The 15,918-nt window shown below is 64.0% G+C and carries 15 protein-coding genes; 13 read left to right on the plus strand and 2 right to left on the minus strand.

Features of this window, described 5'->3' with window-relative positions; all coding sequences use genetic code 11:
* Positions 1-34: 34 nt before the first annotated feature.
* Positions 35-1,471 (plus strand): flagellar filament capping protein FliD, encoded by a 1,437-nt coding sequence (fliD, locus tag OU994_RS12555; protein ID WP_281611009.1) that lies wholly within the window; start codon positions 35-37, stop codon positions 1,469-1,471.
* Positions 1,472-1,869: 398 nt separating this feature from the next.
* On the opposite strand, the gene sixA is transcribed toward fliD, so the two are convergent.
* Entirely contained in the window at positions 1,870-2,337 is a 468-nt protein-coding gene (gene sixA, locus OU994_RS12560) for a phosphohistidine phosphatase SixA (protein WP_281611010.1), read from the minus strand.
* Positions 2,338-2,464: 127 nt separating this feature from the next.
* Positions 2,465-4,555, minus strand: a complete 2,091-nt coding sequence (gene ppk1 / locus OU994_RS12565; protein WP_281611011.1) for a polyphosphate kinase 1 — start codon at positions 4,553-4,555, stop codon at positions 2,465-2,467.
* 330 nt (positions 4,556-4,885) lie between these two features.
* On the opposite strand from ppk1, the gene pstS reads away from it, so the two are divergent.
* The 12 genes from pstS (at position 4,886) to OU994_RS12625 (ending at position 15,695) form a co-directional block, all read left to right on the plus strand.
* Positions 4,886-5,911 carry a phosphate ABC transporter substrate-binding protein PstS gene (gene pstS, locus OU994_RS12570; protein WP_371861444.1) on the plus strand — a complete coding sequence of 342 codons (1,026 nt, stop codon included), beginning with the start codon at positions 4,886-4,888 and terminating at the stop codon, positions 5,909-5,911.
* Positions 5,912-6,072: 161 nt separating this feature from the next.
* Positions 6,073-7,041 (plus strand): phosphate ABC transporter permease subunit PstC, encoded by a 969-nt coding sequence (pstC, locus tag OU994_RS12575; RefSeq protein WP_371861739.1) that lies wholly within the window; start codon positions 6,073-6,075, stop codon positions 7,039-7,041.
* A 26-nt stretch (positions 7,042-7,067) separates the two neighbouring features.
* The gene (pstA, locus tag OU994_RS12580) at positions 7,068-7,925 is read left to right on the plus strand and encodes a phosphate ABC transporter permease PstA (RefSeq protein ID WP_281611012.1); all 858 of its coding nucleotides are present in this window, start codon (positions 7,068-7,070) and stop codon (positions 7,923-7,925) included.
* Between the two features lie 42 nt (positions 7,926-7,967).
* The gene (pstB, locus tag OU994_RS12585; protein ID WP_131146591.1) at positions 7,968-8,756 is read left to right on the plus strand and encodes a phosphate ABC transporter ATP-binding protein PstB; all 789 of its coding nucleotides are present in this window, start codon (positions 7,968-7,970) and stop codon (positions 8,754-8,756) included.
* Positions 8,757-8,774: 18 nt separating this feature from the next.
* Complete coding sequence (gene phoU, locus OU994_RS12590; RefSeq protein ID WP_131146590.1) at positions 8,775-9,482, plus strand: phosphate signaling complex protein PhoU; 708 nt, start codon at positions 8,775-8,777, stop codon at positions 9,480-9,482.
* Between the two features lie 7 nt (positions 9,483-9,489).
* Positions 9,490-10,182 (plus strand): response regulator, encoded by a 693-nt coding sequence (locus OU994_RS12595; protein ID WP_131146589.1) that lies wholly within the window; start codon positions 9,490-9,492, stop codon positions 10,180-10,182.
* Entirely contained in the window at positions 10,179-11,498 is a 1,320-nt protein-coding gene (gene phoR / locus OU994_RS12600; protein ID WP_281611013.1) for a phosphate regulon sensor histidine kinase PhoR, read from the plus strand. Before OU994_RS12595 ends, phoR begins: the two co-directional genes overlap by 4 nt.
* Before the next feature lie 76 nt (positions 11,499-11,574).
* Entirely contained in the window at positions 11,575-12,594 is a 1,020-nt protein-coding gene (locus OU994_RS12605; protein ID WP_281611014.1) for a patatin-like phospholipase family protein, read from the plus strand.
* Between the two features lie 134 nt (positions 12,595-12,728).
* Complete coding sequence (locus OU994_RS12610) at positions 12,729-13,133, plus strand: heme-binding protein (RefSeq protein ID WP_281611015.1); 405 nt, start codon at positions 12,729-12,731, stop codon at positions 13,131-13,133.
* A 131-nt stretch (positions 13,134-13,264) separates the two neighbouring features.
* Positions 13,265-13,966 (plus strand): PEP-CTERM sorting domain-containing protein, encoded by a 702-nt coding sequence (locus tag OU994_RS12615; protein WP_281611016.1) that lies wholly within the window; start codon positions 13,265-13,267, stop codon positions 13,964-13,966.
* Between the two features lie 80 nt (positions 13,967-14,046).
* Positions 14,047-14,784 carry a PEP-CTERM sorting domain-containing protein gene (locus OU994_RS12620; protein WP_281611017.1) on the plus strand — a complete coding sequence of 246 codons (738 nt, stop codon included), beginning with the start codon at positions 14,047-14,049 and terminating at the stop codon, positions 14,782-14,784.
* Positions 14,785-14,975: 191 nt separating this feature from the next.
* The gene (locus tag OU994_RS12625) at positions 14,976-15,695 is read left to right on the plus strand and encodes a PEPxxWA-CTERM sorting domain-containing protein (protein ID WP_281611018.1); all 720 of its coding nucleotides are present in this window, start codon (positions 14,976-14,978) and stop codon (positions 15,693-15,695) included.
* The last annotated feature ends 223 nt before the right edge of the window (positions 15,696-15,918 follow it).

Here is a 15,918-nt window from a genome sequence, read left to right on the forward strand (position 1 = left end):
GGGATCATAATAGTCCGACATCGGAGGTCACCCCATGGTTACAAACGCCAGCGCCATCCTCGCCGCCCAATACGGCACCAACCCGTTCGCCACGGTGTTCGGTACCAACCCCGGTACCAACTCCGGCATCAACTCCGGCACGCTCACCGGCATGACCGGCGGCAGCGCGACGCTGTCGCCGACGGTCGCGGCCCGCGTGCAGCAGGCGCTGGCGGGCCAGCGGGGCAATATCGACTTGCTCAATGCCAGCCTGACGAGCACGCAGACCCGCCTGTCCGGGCTGGGCCAGCTGCAGAGCGCCCTCGATACCTTCGAGGCGCTGGCCGAGAGCCTGGCGGGTGCCGGGCTGTCGACCGCCGCCTCCACCTCCAGCCGCGGCATCCTGACGGCCGTCACCAGCGCCGCCGCCAAGCCGGGCCGGTATGTCGTCGATGTCAGCCAGCTGGCCCAGGGCCAGGTGCTCAACAGCGGCACCCAGCCGACGGCGGGGTCGATGATCGGCAGCGGCATGGCCGCCACTGTCAAGCTCGAATGGGGCACCCTGGGCGAGGAGGGCTTCCAGGCCAGCGCCGGTTCCGCGCGCACGATCACGATCGACAGCAATAACAATACGCTGGATGGCATTGCCGCCGCGCTGAAGGAAGCCGGCGTCAACGCCACCGTGGTGCGTTCCAATGGCGGCTATGCGCTGCAGGTGAACGGCAAGGAAGGCGCCACGCAGACGCTGTCGATCAGCGTCAGCGGCGATGCCGCGCTGGCGGCCGCCATCGGCTTCGATCCCGAACGGCCCCAGGCGGGCGGCATGACGCAGGCGCAGGCCGCGCAGGATGCGATCGTGACCATCTCGGGCAAGGAGTACCGGAACAGCACCAACACGATCGACGACGCCATCGAAGGCGTGACGATCACGCTGACCGGGAAGGGCGAAACACGGCTGGCGATTACCCAGGACAGCAGCCAGATCGCGAAGAACGTGGCCGCGTTCGTGGACGGCTACAACAAGATGTCGGACACGCTGGCCGTGCTGCAGGATGGCGCGCTGAGCGGCGACCAGGCACTGTCCCGCGTGTCCTCGCAACTGGGCGCGCTGATGCGGATCGGCGGCGCCGGCGCATCGTCGCAGGCGCTGGCCGATATCGGCCTGTCGCGCGATGCGGACGGCAAGCTGGTGCTGGTCGAGATCAAGCTGAAGGCCGCCATCGCCGACGATCCGGAAGCCGTCGCCCGGCTGTTCACCGACGAGGGCACCGGCCTGGCCGACCGCATCGACCAGCGCCTGGGCGCGCTGACGGCCGAGAACGGCCTGATCCGCCGCGCCCAGGACCGCACCACGCGCGACCTCGACCTGCTGACCGACCGGCGCGAGCGGCTGGCGCAGTCGCTGACCGCCCAGGCGCAGGCGCTGGCGCAGATGTACACGATCCAGGAACAGATGGGCGGGACGGGGACGCTGCTGGACTTGCTGGGGTAAGGACCGGATGCTTCGATCAATATGCCTCGGGATAGCTGGAGCCTGCTGAGCAAGCGTGGAAAATGGCTGGAAAAACCGAAGGCCCCGGCCGCAGACCGTATCGCTACGGGCTGCCGCGGGGCCTTGATGCTTGCTAATGCAGCGTGCGCTATTCGTCGTGATAGCGGTCGGTCAGTTTGCCGTTGCCACCCCGGCTTTCCGAAATGATTTCATAGACGATCAGCCCCACGGTGGCTATGAAGATGCCGATCGTCAGTAGAGTGGGCATGATAAACCAGCCATCCTTTCGGAAGGCTGCTCCTTGATAAAGCACTACAAACGCAGAATGAGACTCACCCGGGTACTACATTTGTAATCTAGCAGACGCTTCGTGCTTTGCAAGGTACCTGTTGGTCACCTTATTTGTTGACCATGTCGGCCGCCATCACCGCCTTCAGGTAGAGGCTCGCCGGGTCTTCCGGGTCGCGCTGCACGAACCACCAGGCGGCCGCTTTCTTCATTTCGAAGTCCAGCGCTTCGCCCGTCAGCAGCAGCGCGGCGACCTGGCCCAGCGTGGGCTGGTGGCCGATGATCACCACGGTTTCCCTGGCGGCAGGCCAGTTGGCCGCCTGCAGGATCGCTTCCGGCGCCGCGCCCGGCACCAGCTCGGCATGGGTCTTGTACTTGCGGCCCAGGCCTTCGGCCGTCTGCACCGTGCGCACGGCGGGGCTGGCGAGGATGCGGCAGTTTTCCGGCAGCTGGGAATCGAGCCACTTGCCCATGCGCCGAGCCTGCTTCACGCCTTTCGGCGTCAGCGCGCGCTCCAGGTCCGGCAAGCCTTCATGGCCCGGCTCGGCCTCGGCGTGGCGCCACAAGATCAGGTCCATCGTTTCTCCATCATTCACGAACGTTCACGAATCGTATCATTCGTCATGCATCACTCGTCATGCATCACTCGTCATGCATCACTCGTCATGTATCACTCGTCATGCATCACGCAGCACGCAGCACGCATCATTCGGCCGCGGTGCCGAGGGTCTTCATCAGGTATTGCTGGGCGCCGAAAGGCTGCTGCTTGCCGCGCGGCTTGCGGCGCTGGTAGTGGCCGTCCGGTTCCAGTTCCCACGCATTCGTGTTGTCCTTCAGGTAGGGGTTCAGCCCCTCGGCCATCACGCGCCGCTTCAGCGCGCGGTCGAGCACCGGGAAGGCCACTTCGATGCGGCGGAACAGGTTGCGGCTCATCCAGTCGGCACTGGCAAGATACACGTCGTGCGCGAGGTCGTTGCGGAAGTAATAGATGCGGCTGTGCTCGAGGAAGCGGCCGATGATCGAGCGCACCTTGATGTTTTCCGACAGTCCCGGCACGCCCGGGCGCAAGGTGCACGCGCCGCGCACGATCAGGTCGATCTTCACGCCGTCCTGCGAGGCGGCGTACAGCGCGCGGATCACCGATTCGTCCACCATCGCGTTGACTTTCACGATGATGCGCCCCGGCTTGCCGGACTTGGCGATCTTGGCTTCGTTGCGGATCGCCTTGATGATCTCGCTCTGCAGGGCGAACGGCGCCAGCCAGACGTGGTTCAGCTTGTGGGGCTTGGCCAGGCTGGTTAGGTGCATGAACACTTCGTTGACGTCGCGGCCCAGGTTCGGCTCGCAGGTCAGCAGGCCGAAGTCCGTATAGAACTTGGTCGTGGTCGGGTGGTAATTGCCGGTGCCGAGGTGGGCGTAGTAGCGCAGTTCGGCGTTGTCGGCGGCGCCTTCGCGGCGGATCACCAGTGCGATCTTGGCGTGGGTCTTCAGGCCGACCACGCCGTAGACGACCTGCGCGCCGGCCTGTTCCAGCTTGTCGGCCCAGTTGATGTTGGCTTCCTCGTCGAAGCGTGCCATCAGCTCCACGATCACCGTGACTTCCTTGCCCAGCCGGGCCGCCAGGATCAGCGCCTCCATCAGGTCGGAATTCATCCCGGTGCGGTACACGGTCTGCTTGATCGCCACCACGCAAGGGTCGGTCGCGGCCTGCCGGATGAAGTCGATGACGGTCTGGAACGACTGGAACGGGTGGTGCAGCAGGATATCCTGCTTGCGCAGCGTGGCAAAGATGTCGCCGCCGGTCGGATGCAGGCCCGGCACGAATGGCGTGAAACGCAGCTCGGGCATTTTCGTGTGCTCGATCATCTCGTTCAGGCGCACCATGTTGACCGGCCCATCCACCTGGTACAGGCGCGAGCGGTCCAGGTCGAACTGGTCGAGCAGGAACTGTGAAAGCTCCGGCGGGCAGTTCTTCGCCACCTCGAGGCGTACCGAGCGGCCGAACTGGCGGCCCTGCAATTCGCCCTTCAGCGCCTGGCGCAGGTTCTTTACTTCATCCTCGTCGACCCACAGGTCGGAATCGCGGGTGACGCGGAATTGCGAATAGGCCATCACTTCGCGGCCGGCGAACAATTCGGAAATATGCGCGTGGATGATCGACGACAGCAGGCAGAAGCAGGTGCCCGGCTTGTCCGACAGCTCGTCCGGCAGCTTGATCACGCGCGGCAGCACGCGCGGTGCCTTGATGATGGCGATCGCCGTGCCGCGGCCGAAGGCATCCTTGCCGGACAGCGCGACGATGAAGTTCAGGCTCTTGTTGATGACCTGCGGGAACGGATGGGCCGGGTCGAGGCCGATCGGCGTCAGCAGCGGGCGTACTTCGCGCTCGAAATAATCCTTGATCCAGGCGCGCTGGGCCTCGTTGCGCTCGTTGTTGCGCAGCAGGTGCACGCCGTGTTCCTTCAGCAGCGGCAGGATCTGGCTGTTCAGGATGTCATATTGCCGCGCCACCAGCGCGTGGCACTCGGCCGATACGCGGTTCAGGTTGGCAGTGAGGGCAGGGTGCTCGGACAGCTTGCCGTCGACGGTGGCGGCGGCCAGCAGGCTGGCCACGCGCACTTCGAAGAATTCATCCAGGTTGCTGGAGGTGATGCACAGGTAACGCAGCCGCTCCAGCACGGGAATGGACGCATCCTCGGCTTGCGCCATGACACGGCGGTTGAAGGCCAACTGGGAAAGCTCACGGTCGAGGAACTGCGTATGACGCGTGACTTCCGCGCGGATCTCGGGTTTCATCGTCTTATCGTTTTTTCTATTCATTAGTACAAGATTCTAGCGCTCCCCATGGCAGCGCTGGCGCTCATGACAGTGTAGATAGGAAATATGACAACAACATGACATCCAAAAGTGGCTTGCAAACAATTATGACACGGATTAAAACCTATAAATTTCAATGACTTGCGGGCATTGTGACCGGACCTATGCCGGTATATGACATGCGATTCCGTCAAATATTTCAATCCGCGTCATTCATGTCATAAAGGGGTCATATTCGGCCACTACACTGCGCACCATTCAATACCCCAACCCCGAAAGAGGAACTTTGATATGCGTATGAAACAGTTGATGGCCTCCCTCATCGTAGGCGCTTCCGCAGCAGTGGCCTTCACTACCGCCGCCGCAGCGGACATGACCGGCGCCGGTGCTACCTTCCCGTATCCGATCTATGCCAAGTGGGCCGAGCAGTACAAGGCATCGACCGGCAACGGCCTGAACTATGCTTCCGTCGGTTCCGGTGCAGGTATCAAGCAAATCAAGGCAAAGACCGTGGACTTCGGCGCGTCCGACATGCCGCTGAAAGCGGAAGACCTGGATGAAGCCGGCCTGATGCAGTTCCCCGCCATCATGGGCGGCGTGGTGACCGTGGTGAACCTGCCAGGGATTACCCCGGGCCAGCTGAAGCTGACCGGCCAGGTGGTCGGCGACATCTTCCTGGGCAAGATCACCAAGTGGAACGATCCGGCCATCGCCACGCTGAACGCGGGCGTGAAGCTGCCTGACGACGACATCACCGTCGTGCACCGTGCCGACAGCTCGGGCACCTCGTTCCTGTTCACGGACTTCCTGTCCAAGACCAACCCGGAATTCAAGTCGAAAGTGGGCGCCAACAGCGCCGTGAAATGGCCGACCGGCGTGGGCGGCAAGGGCAACGAAGGCGTGGCCGCCAACGTGCAGCGCATCAAGGGCGCGATCGGCTATGTCGAGTGGGCGTACGCGAAGAAGAGCAAGATGCAGCACACCCAGCTGCGCAACAAGGATGGCGTGTTCCTGCAGCCGGACGACGAGAACTTCAAGGCCGCCGCCGCCAATGCCGAGTGGACCAAGACCCCGGGCTTCGGCGTGGTGCTGACCGACCAGGCCGGCAAGCAGTCGTGGCCGATCACGGGCGTGTCGTTCATCCTGATGTACAAGCAGCAGGCTGACGCGGCCAAGGGCAAGGAAGTCGTCAAGTTCTTCGACTGGGCCTTCACCAACGGCGACAAGGCCGCCGTGGAACTGGACTACGTGCCGCTGCCGGACACCGTGGTCAAGCAAGTCCAGGCCGCCTGGAAGCAGAACCTGAAGGACGCTTCCGGCAAGGCCCTGTACTGATCGAACCATCCCGCTCCCTCGGTTGACCCCGAGGGGGTTAACCGGGGGAGCTCGGCTGGTAACCCAGCGGGATCTCCCGGCTAGCCATTTTGAGAAAAACATCTAAAACTATGTCCATGAGTGCTGAAATGACTTCCGTCCCCGCGACGGAGACGCAGGCGATGTCCACCGTGTCGCAAGCGGCAATGCAATCCGTGATGCGCCGCCAGCGGATCCAGGACTGGATCTTCCACAAGGTAACGATGACGTTTGCCTTGTCGGTGCTGTTCGTGCTGATCGGTATCATCATCTCGCTGGCCATGGGTGCCTGGCCGGCGCTGAAGGAATTCGGTCCCGGCTTCGTCACCCGTGTCGAGTGGGACCCGATCAATGACCAGTATGGCGCGCTGATCGCCATCGTGGGTACGCTGGCCACCGCCGGCATCGCACTCCTGATCGCCTTTCCCGTCAGCTTCGGCATCGCGCTGTTCCTGACCGAGATCTGCCCCGTGTGGCTGAAGCGCCCGCTCGGTACCGCGATCGAACTGCTGGCTGGCGTGCCGTCGATCATCTACGGCATGTGGGGCCTGTTCGTGTTCGTGCCGCTGTTCGGCGACTACGTCCAGCCGTTCCTCAAGGCCACGCTGGGCCAGCTGCCGTTCATCGGCGTGCTGTTCTCTGGCCCGACGATGGGCATCGGCATCCTGACCGCCGCGCTGATCCTGGCCATCATGATCATCCCCTTCATCTCCTCCGTGATGCGCGATGTGTTCGAGATCGTGCCGGCGGTGCTGAAGGAATCCGCTTACGGCCTGGGCTGCACCCGCTGGGAAGTGGTGCGCAAGATCGTGCTGCCGTACACCAAGACCGGCGTGGTCGGTGGCGTGATGCTCGGCCTGGGCCGCGCGCTCGGTGAAACCATGGCCGTGACCTTCGTGATCGGTAACGCCAACAAGCTGTCCGCGTCGCTGTTCGCGCCGGGTAACTCGATCGCTTCCACGCTGGCCAACGAATTCGGCGAAGCCGCCACGACGCTGCACGTGTCGTCGCTGTTCGCACTGGCGCTGATCCTGTTCGTGATCACGTTCATCGTCCTGACCGCCGCCAAGCTGATGCTGGCCGGAATGTCCCGTAAAGAAGGTGTCAAATAATGTCGACCGCCGCAGTCAAAGCCCCCATGAATCCTCGCATGAATCCCGTGTACCGCCGGCGCCTGTGGACGCACCGCATCGGCATCGCCATGTCGGTTGCCGCCATGTCGGTCGGCGTCATCGTGCTGCTGTGGATCCTCGCCACGCTGCTGATCAACGGACTCGCCGCGCTGACGCCGGCGCTGTTTACCGAGACCACCCCCGCGCCCGGCAGTGAAGGAGGCGGCCTGATGAACGCCATCGTCGGCAGCCTGCTGATGGTGGGCCTGTCGACGCTGGTATCGACGCCGATCGGCATCCTGGCCGGCATTTACCTGGCCGAGTATGGCGAGGAAAACAAGGTGGCTGCCGTAACCCGTTTCGTCACCGACATCATGCTGTCGGCACCGTCGATCGTGATCGGCCTGTTCGTCTACGCACTGTATGTGGCCAACGTGAACCACTTCTCCGGTTATGCGGGTTCGCTGGCGCTGACGCTGATCGCCGTGCCGGTCGTCGTGCGCACCACCGACAACATGCTGCGCCTGGTGCCGAACAGCCTGCTCGAAGCCGCCTTCGCACTGGGTGCGCCGCGCTGGAAAGTGGCCACCCTGGTGCGCCTGCGCGCCGTGAAGGCGGGCGTGGTCACAGGCGTGCTGCTGGCCGTGGCTCGCGTCACTGGCGAGACGGCGCCGCTGCTGTTCACCGCGCTGTCGAACCAGTTCTTCAATGCCGACATGAACAAGCCGATGGCCAACCTGCCATATGTGATCTACCAGTTCGCCATGAGCCCGTATGACAACTGGCGTGACCTCGCCTGGGCCGGTGCACTGCTGGTCACCTTCAGCGTGCTGGCACTGAACATCCTGTCGCGCACGGTCTTCTCGCAAAAGATCCCGAACTGATCGCCGACGCACAACCACCACATTACAGACAAGAGAACGCACATGAACGCTCAAGCGACCGCATCCGCGAAGGCAGCATCGAAGATCATCGAGATCAAGAACCTCAATTTCTTCTACGGCAAGACGCGCAGCCTGCACAACGTCAACCTGGATATCCATGAACGCCAGGTAACGGCCTTCATCGGCCCGTCCGGCTGCGGCAAGTCGACCCTGCTGCGCACGCTGAACCGCATGTACGACCTGTACCCCGGCCAGCGCGCCGAAGGCACGATCGCCTACCGCGGCACCAACATCCTCGAAGGCAGCCAGGACGTGAACATGCTGCGCGCCAAGGTCGGCATGGTGTTCCAGAAGCCGACGCCGTTCCCGATGTCGATCTACGACAACATCGCCTTCGGCGTGCGCCTGTACGAAAACCTGTCGAAGGGTGAAATGGACGAGCGCGTGGAATGGGCGCTGAAGAAGGCGGCCCTGTGGACCGAAGTGAAGGACAAGCTGGGCAAGAGCGGCCTGTCGCTGTCCGGCGGCCAGCAGCAGCGCCTGTGCATCGCCCGCGGCGTGGCGGTGAAGCCGGACGTGCTGCTGCTCGACGAGCCCACCTCCGCGCTGGACCCGATTTCCACCTCGAAAGTGGAAGAACTGATCAGCGAGCTGAAGCAGGATTACACGATCGCCATCGTGACCCACAACATGCAGCAGGCCGCCCGCTGCTCCGACTACACGGCCTACATGTACCTGGGCGAGCTGGTCGAGTTCGGCGAGACCGACCAGATCTTCATGAACCCGGCCCGCAAGGAAACCCAGGACTACATCACCGGTCGCTTCGGTTAAATAGAAAGGCAGCAAATCATGATTGGTGAACATTCCTCGAAGGCCTACGACCACGACCTGGAAGCGATCCGCTCGAAGGTGCTCCTGATGGGCGGCATGGTCGAGACGCAATTCCTCGATGCGATGACGTGCTTCCGCATCGGCAACCAGGAACGCGCCGAGCGCGTGATCCGCGAAGACGACGCCGTGAACCAGCTGGAAGTGCAGCTGGACGACCAGTGCAGCCACCTGATCGTGCGCCGCCAGCCGGCTGCCAACGACCTGCGCACCATCATGGCCACCATCAAGGTGATCACGGACCTGGAGCGCATCGGCGACGAAGCCACCAAGATCGCGCGCACGGCGAAGAGCCTGCACAGCCGCGGCGCCGTGACCGTCAACCATTATGAAATGGTGCGCAATATCGCCACCGCCACCAGCGACATGCTGCACGACGCGCTGGACGCGTTTGCCCGCAACGACCATAGCCAGGCCGTGCAGCTGATCGCGCAGGATGCCGTGATCGATCACGAGTTCCGCACGATCATGCGCAACCTGATTACGTTCATGATGGAAGATCCGCGTACAATTTCGGCTGCGCTCGACACGATGTGGGTGGCCAAGGCCATCGAGCGCATCGGCGACCATGCAAAGAACATCGCCGAATACGTGATCTACGTGGTGGAAGGTGTCGACATCCGCCATAGCCGCTCGCCACTGGTGAGCGAAGGAACCAGGGAAGACTGAACGACAGATGGCAGCGGATAAAACCACAGTATTGATTGTTGAAGACGAACCGGCGATTGTCGAACTGGTCACGTTCTCGCTGCGCGAGTCCGGCTGGAACGTGAGCTCGGTGCAGAGTACCCAGGAAGCATGGGATTTCATCCATGAACGCAAGCCGCAACTGATCCTGCTCGACTGGATGCTGCCGGACCAGACCGGCCTGCGCCTGCTGGCCCGCATCCGCGGCGACCGGCATTTCGCCGACATTCCCATCATCATGCTCACGGCAAAGAGCATGGAGGAAGACAAGCTGGCCGGCCTGAACAATGGCGCCGACGACTACATCACCAAGCCATTCTCGCCGCGCGAACTGCTGGCCCGCTCGCGCGCGCTGCTGCGCCGCAAGAGCCCGGAACATGCCGACAGCGCCATGCGCGCCGGCCCGATCACGCTGGACCCGATCAGCTGCACCGTGTCGCTGGGGCAGGCCAAGATCGATATCGGTCATGCCGAATACAAGCTGCTGAAGTTCTTCCTGGCGCATCCGGAGCGCGTGTTCTCGCGCAGCCAGCTGCTCGACAAGGTGTGGGGCGACCACGTGGTGATCGAGGAACGTACGGTCGACGTGCACGTGCTGCGCCTGCGCAAGGCGCTGAAGGAAGCGGAGCACCTGATCAAGACGGTGCGCAGCGTCGGCTACATGCTGTCCGAGAAGACATGAATCCCAAGTTCGTGTTTTGGGTACCGGTGGCCATCCAGATGAGCGCCGGTGCCTTCGGCATCGGCCTGTTGTGGTGGTGGTTCGGCATGCTGCCGGCGCTGCTGACGGCGCTGGCCGCCCTGGGCACGATGGTGCTGGTGCAGCTGCATTACCTGTACCAGCTGTCCGGCTGGCTCGATGAACCGAACAGTGCCAAGCTGCCCGATGGCTGGGGCGAATGGACGCCCGTGTTTTCCCGCCTGTACCGGCTGCGCCGCGACGACGAGAAAAACCAGGCCGAGCTGACCGAGTGGCTGGCCCGCTTCCGCCAGGCCATGCACTTGCTGCCCGATGGCGTGGTGATCATGGACGACGTGCTGTTCCTCGAATGGTGCAATCCTGCCGCCGAAGAACACCTGGGCCTGCGGCATGACCGCGACAAGGGCATGCGCGTGACGAACCTGGTGCGCAGCCCGGACTTCATGGATTACCTGATCCTGGGCCGCTACGACCAGCCGCTGGTGCTGTCGTTCCGCGGGCGCAAGCTGATCACGCACATCATCCCGTTCGAGAACCGCCGGCAGATCCTCGTCACGCACGATGTCACGGAAACCGAGCGCACCGACATGATGCGCCGCGACTTCGTGGCCAATGCCTCGCACGAACTGCGCACGCCGCTGACAGTGGTGCTGGGCTTCCTGGAAATCGCCGCCGCCGAGCAGCTCGACGAGGGCACCCGCCAGGCCCACCTGAAGCTGATGATGGACCAGGCCTACCGGATGCAGCACCTGATCGAGGACATGCTGACGCTGTCGCGCCTGGAATCGATCGACCACCCGGTGCGCGCGGAGCGCGTCGATATCGGCAGCCTGCTGGACAAGGTGCGCCGCGATGCGCTGGCGCTGTCCGCCGGCAAGCACGAGATCGTGCTCGAAGTGAACGGCGGCGACGTGATGGGCAGCACGGATGAGCTGTACAGCGCGTTCGGCAACCTGGCCGCCAACGCGGTGCGCTACACGCCGGCCGGCGGCACCGTGTCGCTGACATGGGAAGACACGGCCGCCGGGGTGCGCTTCACGGTGCGCGACACGGGCATCGGCATCAGCCCGGAGCACATCTCCCGCCTTACCGAACGTTTCTACCGGGTCGACAAGAGCCGTTCCCGGGAGACCCAGGGCACCGGCCTGGGCCTGGCGATCGTCAAGCACGTGCTGCTGCGCCACAACGCCACGCTGTCGATCACCTCGGAGCCGGGCAAGGGCAGTACCTTCACCGTGAACCTGCCGAAATCGCTGTCGGCGGCGCCGCAGCCGGCCGCCGCCCTCGCACTGAACTGATACAATCTGCCGTTTTGCCGCGCACCCGCGGGCGCTTCTCGCGTCCGCCGGGGCGGCGCCAACCAGATTGACAGCGATGTTCCTGAAACGATTGACCGCGTATGCGCTGCCCGCGGCCCTCCTGGCCGCCGCCTTGACCGGTTGCGGCAGCGCTCCCGTCAGCACCCCGCCCGGCGGCGCGGCCGTGCCACCGCCGGCGGGCGCCGTTGCCGCACAGCCGGGCGTCATCCCGCCCGCGCTCGGCGATCCCACGCCCACCCTCAACCATCCCGCCGCGCCGCCGCTGCGCAAGGTGAAGATCGGCCTGGCACTGGGCGGCGGCGCCGCGCGCGGCTTCGCGCACATCGGCGTGATCAAGGCACTGGAAGCGAACGGCATCCTGGCCGATGTCGTCGTCGGCACGAGTGCCGGCAGCGTGGTCGGCGCCCTGTATGCCGCGGGGAACAATGCCGGCGCGCTGCAGAAGATGGCGTACGCCATGGACGAGGCGGCCATCTCCGACTGGGCGCTGCCCCTGTTCGGCACCAAGTCCGGCGTGCTGAAAGGCGTGGCGCTGCAAAGCTACATCAACAAGGCCGTGAACCAGCGCCCGATCGAAAAACTGAAGCTGCCGTTCGGCGCCGTCGCGTCCGACCTGAAGACGGGCCAGCCGATCCTCTTCACGCGAGGCAATACGGGACAAGCCGTGCGCGCCAGCTCGGCCGTGCCGGGCGTCTTCCAGCCGGTGACCATCGGTACCCGCACCTATGTCGATGGCGGCCTGGTGGCGCCGGTGCCGGTGCGCTTCACGAAGGAAATGGGCGCCGAGTTCATCATCGCCGTCAACATCAGCACGCAGACGGAAGCGCAGGCGGCCGTGTCATCGCTCGAAGTGATCATGCAGACCTTCTCGATCATGGGCCAGCGCATCAACCAGTACGAACTGCGCGATGCCGACGTGGTCATCCAGCCGCCGCTGGGCAATATGGCCGGCAACGACTTCGCCAGCCGCGCGCGGGCGATGCAGGCCGGCGAGAAGGCCACGCTGGCGCTGATGCCGCAGATCAAGCAGAAATTGAAGGCCCGGCGGGAAACGCCCGCCGTGGCCGTGAAGTGAAGTGAAGTGAAGTGAAGGACAGGCAGTTCCAAGCCGGTCCAGGCAGCAACTCAAGTTGCCGATCAAGCAGCCGCAAATCAATCAGCAAATCAAGCAGCAGACCAAGCAGCAAATTCATCAACCGAAGGAAAACCATGCAAAGCAAGCCTTACCTGACTCTCGCCGATGTGAAGAAAATCGCCGCCGCCGCCGAAGCGGAAGCCCTGGCGAACAACTGGGCGGTGTCGATCGCGATCGTCGACGACGGCGGCCACCTGCTGTGGCAGCAGCGCCTGGACGGCGCCGCGCCCCTGACGGCGCACATCGCGCCGGCCAAGGCCAAGACGTCGGCACTGGGCCGCCGCGAAACCAAGGTCTACGAAGACGTCATCAACAATGGCCGCTACGCGTTCCTGACGGCACCGGAAGTGGAAGGCTTGCTGGAAGGCGGCGTCAACATCGTCGTCGACGGCCATTCGATCGGCGCCGTCGGTGTCTCCGGCGTGAAGTCCGACCAGGATGCGCAGATCGCCAGGGTCGGCATCGCCGCGCTGGGCTGATATCCAGCCAACCTCCGCCTGGACTCTCGCGCGACGGCTGCTAATCTGTAAGCCGGCACAGCCGAAGCGGCGGCGCCCGCCGCCATGCCATGATGTTCACGCAGTCTGACGTTTCTCCAGCGGAGGTTTCCATGAAACGTGCAATGGCCGGGCTCGCGCTCGGCATGCTGTTGTGTTCTCCCGTAATGGCCGCGACCAGCATCGATACGCCGGCATTCACCATCACCTACATCGACGGTCCACAGCCGGAAGACTGGAGCATCACCCAGGTCAGCCTGTTCCCGGATACCTACAGCTTTTCACTCGATACGCTGAACCAGCACCTGGACCGTGCCGAGGCCCAGGACTTCACCGGCGCCGGCGCGTTCGCCGAACGATCGTCGTGGAGCGCGCTGCGGCTCGACATCGATGCCGGCTACCGCGTGTCGCGCGTGATGCTCACCGGTATCGCCTTCGGCGAGCTTTCGCCGGGGCAGTTGCCGGATTTTCCTCCCGGGTTCGTCCACAATGAAGCCAGTCTCTTCCTGACCGTCCCCTCGGCACCCACGGAGAGTTCGCTGAACGGCGACTTTCAGGCGGAAAACATCATCGAGCTGTCCACCATCCCCCTGAACCTGACAGGCACGGTCGAGCTGGGCATTTCCGGTAATTTGCTGGTGCAGGCATGGGGTGTCGAAGGCGGCGGAGCGTTTGCCGATTCGCTTGCCGCGGCGTCGCTGCGCGACCTGGTGCTGCATGTCGAGGTGTCGGCAATCCCCGAACCGTCCACGTACGCCATGCTGCTGGGCGGCCTGGGCCTGCTCGCGGGAGCCGCTCGTTACAAGAAACAGTAGATTTAAAGACAATCCATGACACGGCCGCATGGATGAGCCCACTAGACTCTCTGGACCTTCAACAACCATAGAGGCTAGTCATGCGACCTTTGTTCCGCACCTTGTGCGCCACCTTCCTGCTGGGCGCCGTGGGCGCTTTCGCACCCGTTCACGCCGCGGTGCCCGTGATCGACACGGCAGGGTTTTCACTCAGTGGCGTGGACGAGCTGCCGTACCTCGGCCTAGACCTGGTTTCCGACTTGCCTGGCTACGCCACGTTCTCGTTGTGGGGCGTGGGGCAGGCCGCCCACGCCAGCGCCGACTCGCGAGGTTTCCCGGAAATCACCACCATCAATCATTGGCAGAGCGGGTATGGCATTACCGTCAAGGACGGCTACCGGATCACCGGCATCACGCTGACGGGGGAATTCTATGCCGCACAGCGGCCTGCCCAGTATTCGATCCCCGGCGCGGCAAACAGCGACACGGGCATGGTCGTCACGGTCGAGCGCCCCGGCGAACTGCCCGCTACCGAGGCCCAGTACACCGAAGGGCTCGACGGCCGGAAAGCCTTCCGGTACGACCTGGCGCCCGCCGGGCTGACGGGCGACATGACGCTGTCGCTGCAGGGCTATACGATCGCCTGGGCCCAGAGTGCCTGGTACCAGGAGGATCCGGCGGAGGGCTTCTGGCTGGGATCGTATGCCGACGCCGGCATCGCCAACCTGCGGATGATGGTCGCGGTGTCGCCGGTGCCCGAGCCGCAGGCTTGCCTGATGCTGCTGGGCGGACTCGGCGTCGTGGCGGCGGCCGCGCGGCGGCGCAGGCGTCCAGTCTGAAACGCCGCCAAGGGTGCATGGCCGTACCTGAGGCCAGCCGGTGCGGGCTATGGCCCCGGACGGTGGGCGCCCTCGATGGCGCCAGCGACACAGGAATTACAATTTCGTACAGGTTTTAAGATAATTTTCCGCAAAATATTGCGAACTTGTTAATTAAACTGCGTGGCTTCATCGACACCACTGGAGAAGCCATGCAGTTCCTCTCTCGCGCCCTGTGCGCCGCCATCCTCTTGCAGTCCGCAGCCGCCTACGCGAGCATCTACCCCATCTACGAGGGCAAGGCCTTCACGCTCGACCGTTCGGAATTCGAGCCGGAAGTGCCGGTCTCGCTGGAGTCGGAAACCGCGACATCGGTCACGTTTTCGCTGTGGGGCATCGAAGAGAACCTCAGCACGTCGACCGACTCGTCGTACAAGCCCTGGTCCAACGACTACAGGAACACCCAGAACGCCTTTGAATTCGCGGTAAACGAGGGTTACCGGATCACCAGCATCGAGGTGACCGGCACCTTCGCGGGTGAGCTGTATCCGGCGCAATGGACGATGCCGGGCGATGCCAACAACACGATGAGCTTCGGCTTGCATGTCGGCCTGGAGCCGGATTTCACCACCGAATACGACGTCCACGGGACGAAAACATTCAAGGTGTCCAGCGGTCCCACGTCGCTGGACGGCGAGTTCGGCGTGATGCTGCATGGTTCGGCCGAATCTTCCGCGGCCAGCGTCTGGTATCTCGACGAATTGACCGGCGAGGAGTACTGGCTGGGATCGCAGGCGGCGGCCCGCATTACCGGACTGTCGATGACCGTCAACGTTTCGCCGGTGCCGGAACCGGGTACCTGGGCGATGCTGCTGGGCGGCCTGGCCGTGACGGGCGTGGCGGTACGCCGCCGGCGCGGCACCGGCAAGTAAAAACAGCCCCGGGCGGCCCGCATGGGCCGCCCATCGGCGGACAGGCAGGGCGCCGCCGCTTCCGTCACATCGCATCCCCAGCATGACTCATCCAGCCGCGCCCGGCGAAGCACTGCCGCGGCAGCCGCGCTTGCCGCGTGCGCGGCCCGCCCCGGCGCCGAACGATCAATCGCGCGATTATCCCCGTTCACGGGCCGCCGCCCCGTTGACCCGTCCGCCCCGG

It is taken from the genome of Pseudoduganella sp. SL102 (assembly GCF_027856995.1).
Taxonomy (GTDB): Bacteria; Pseudomonadota; Gammaproteobacteria; order Burkholderiales; family Burkholderiaceae_D; genus Rugamonas; species Rugamonas albidiflava.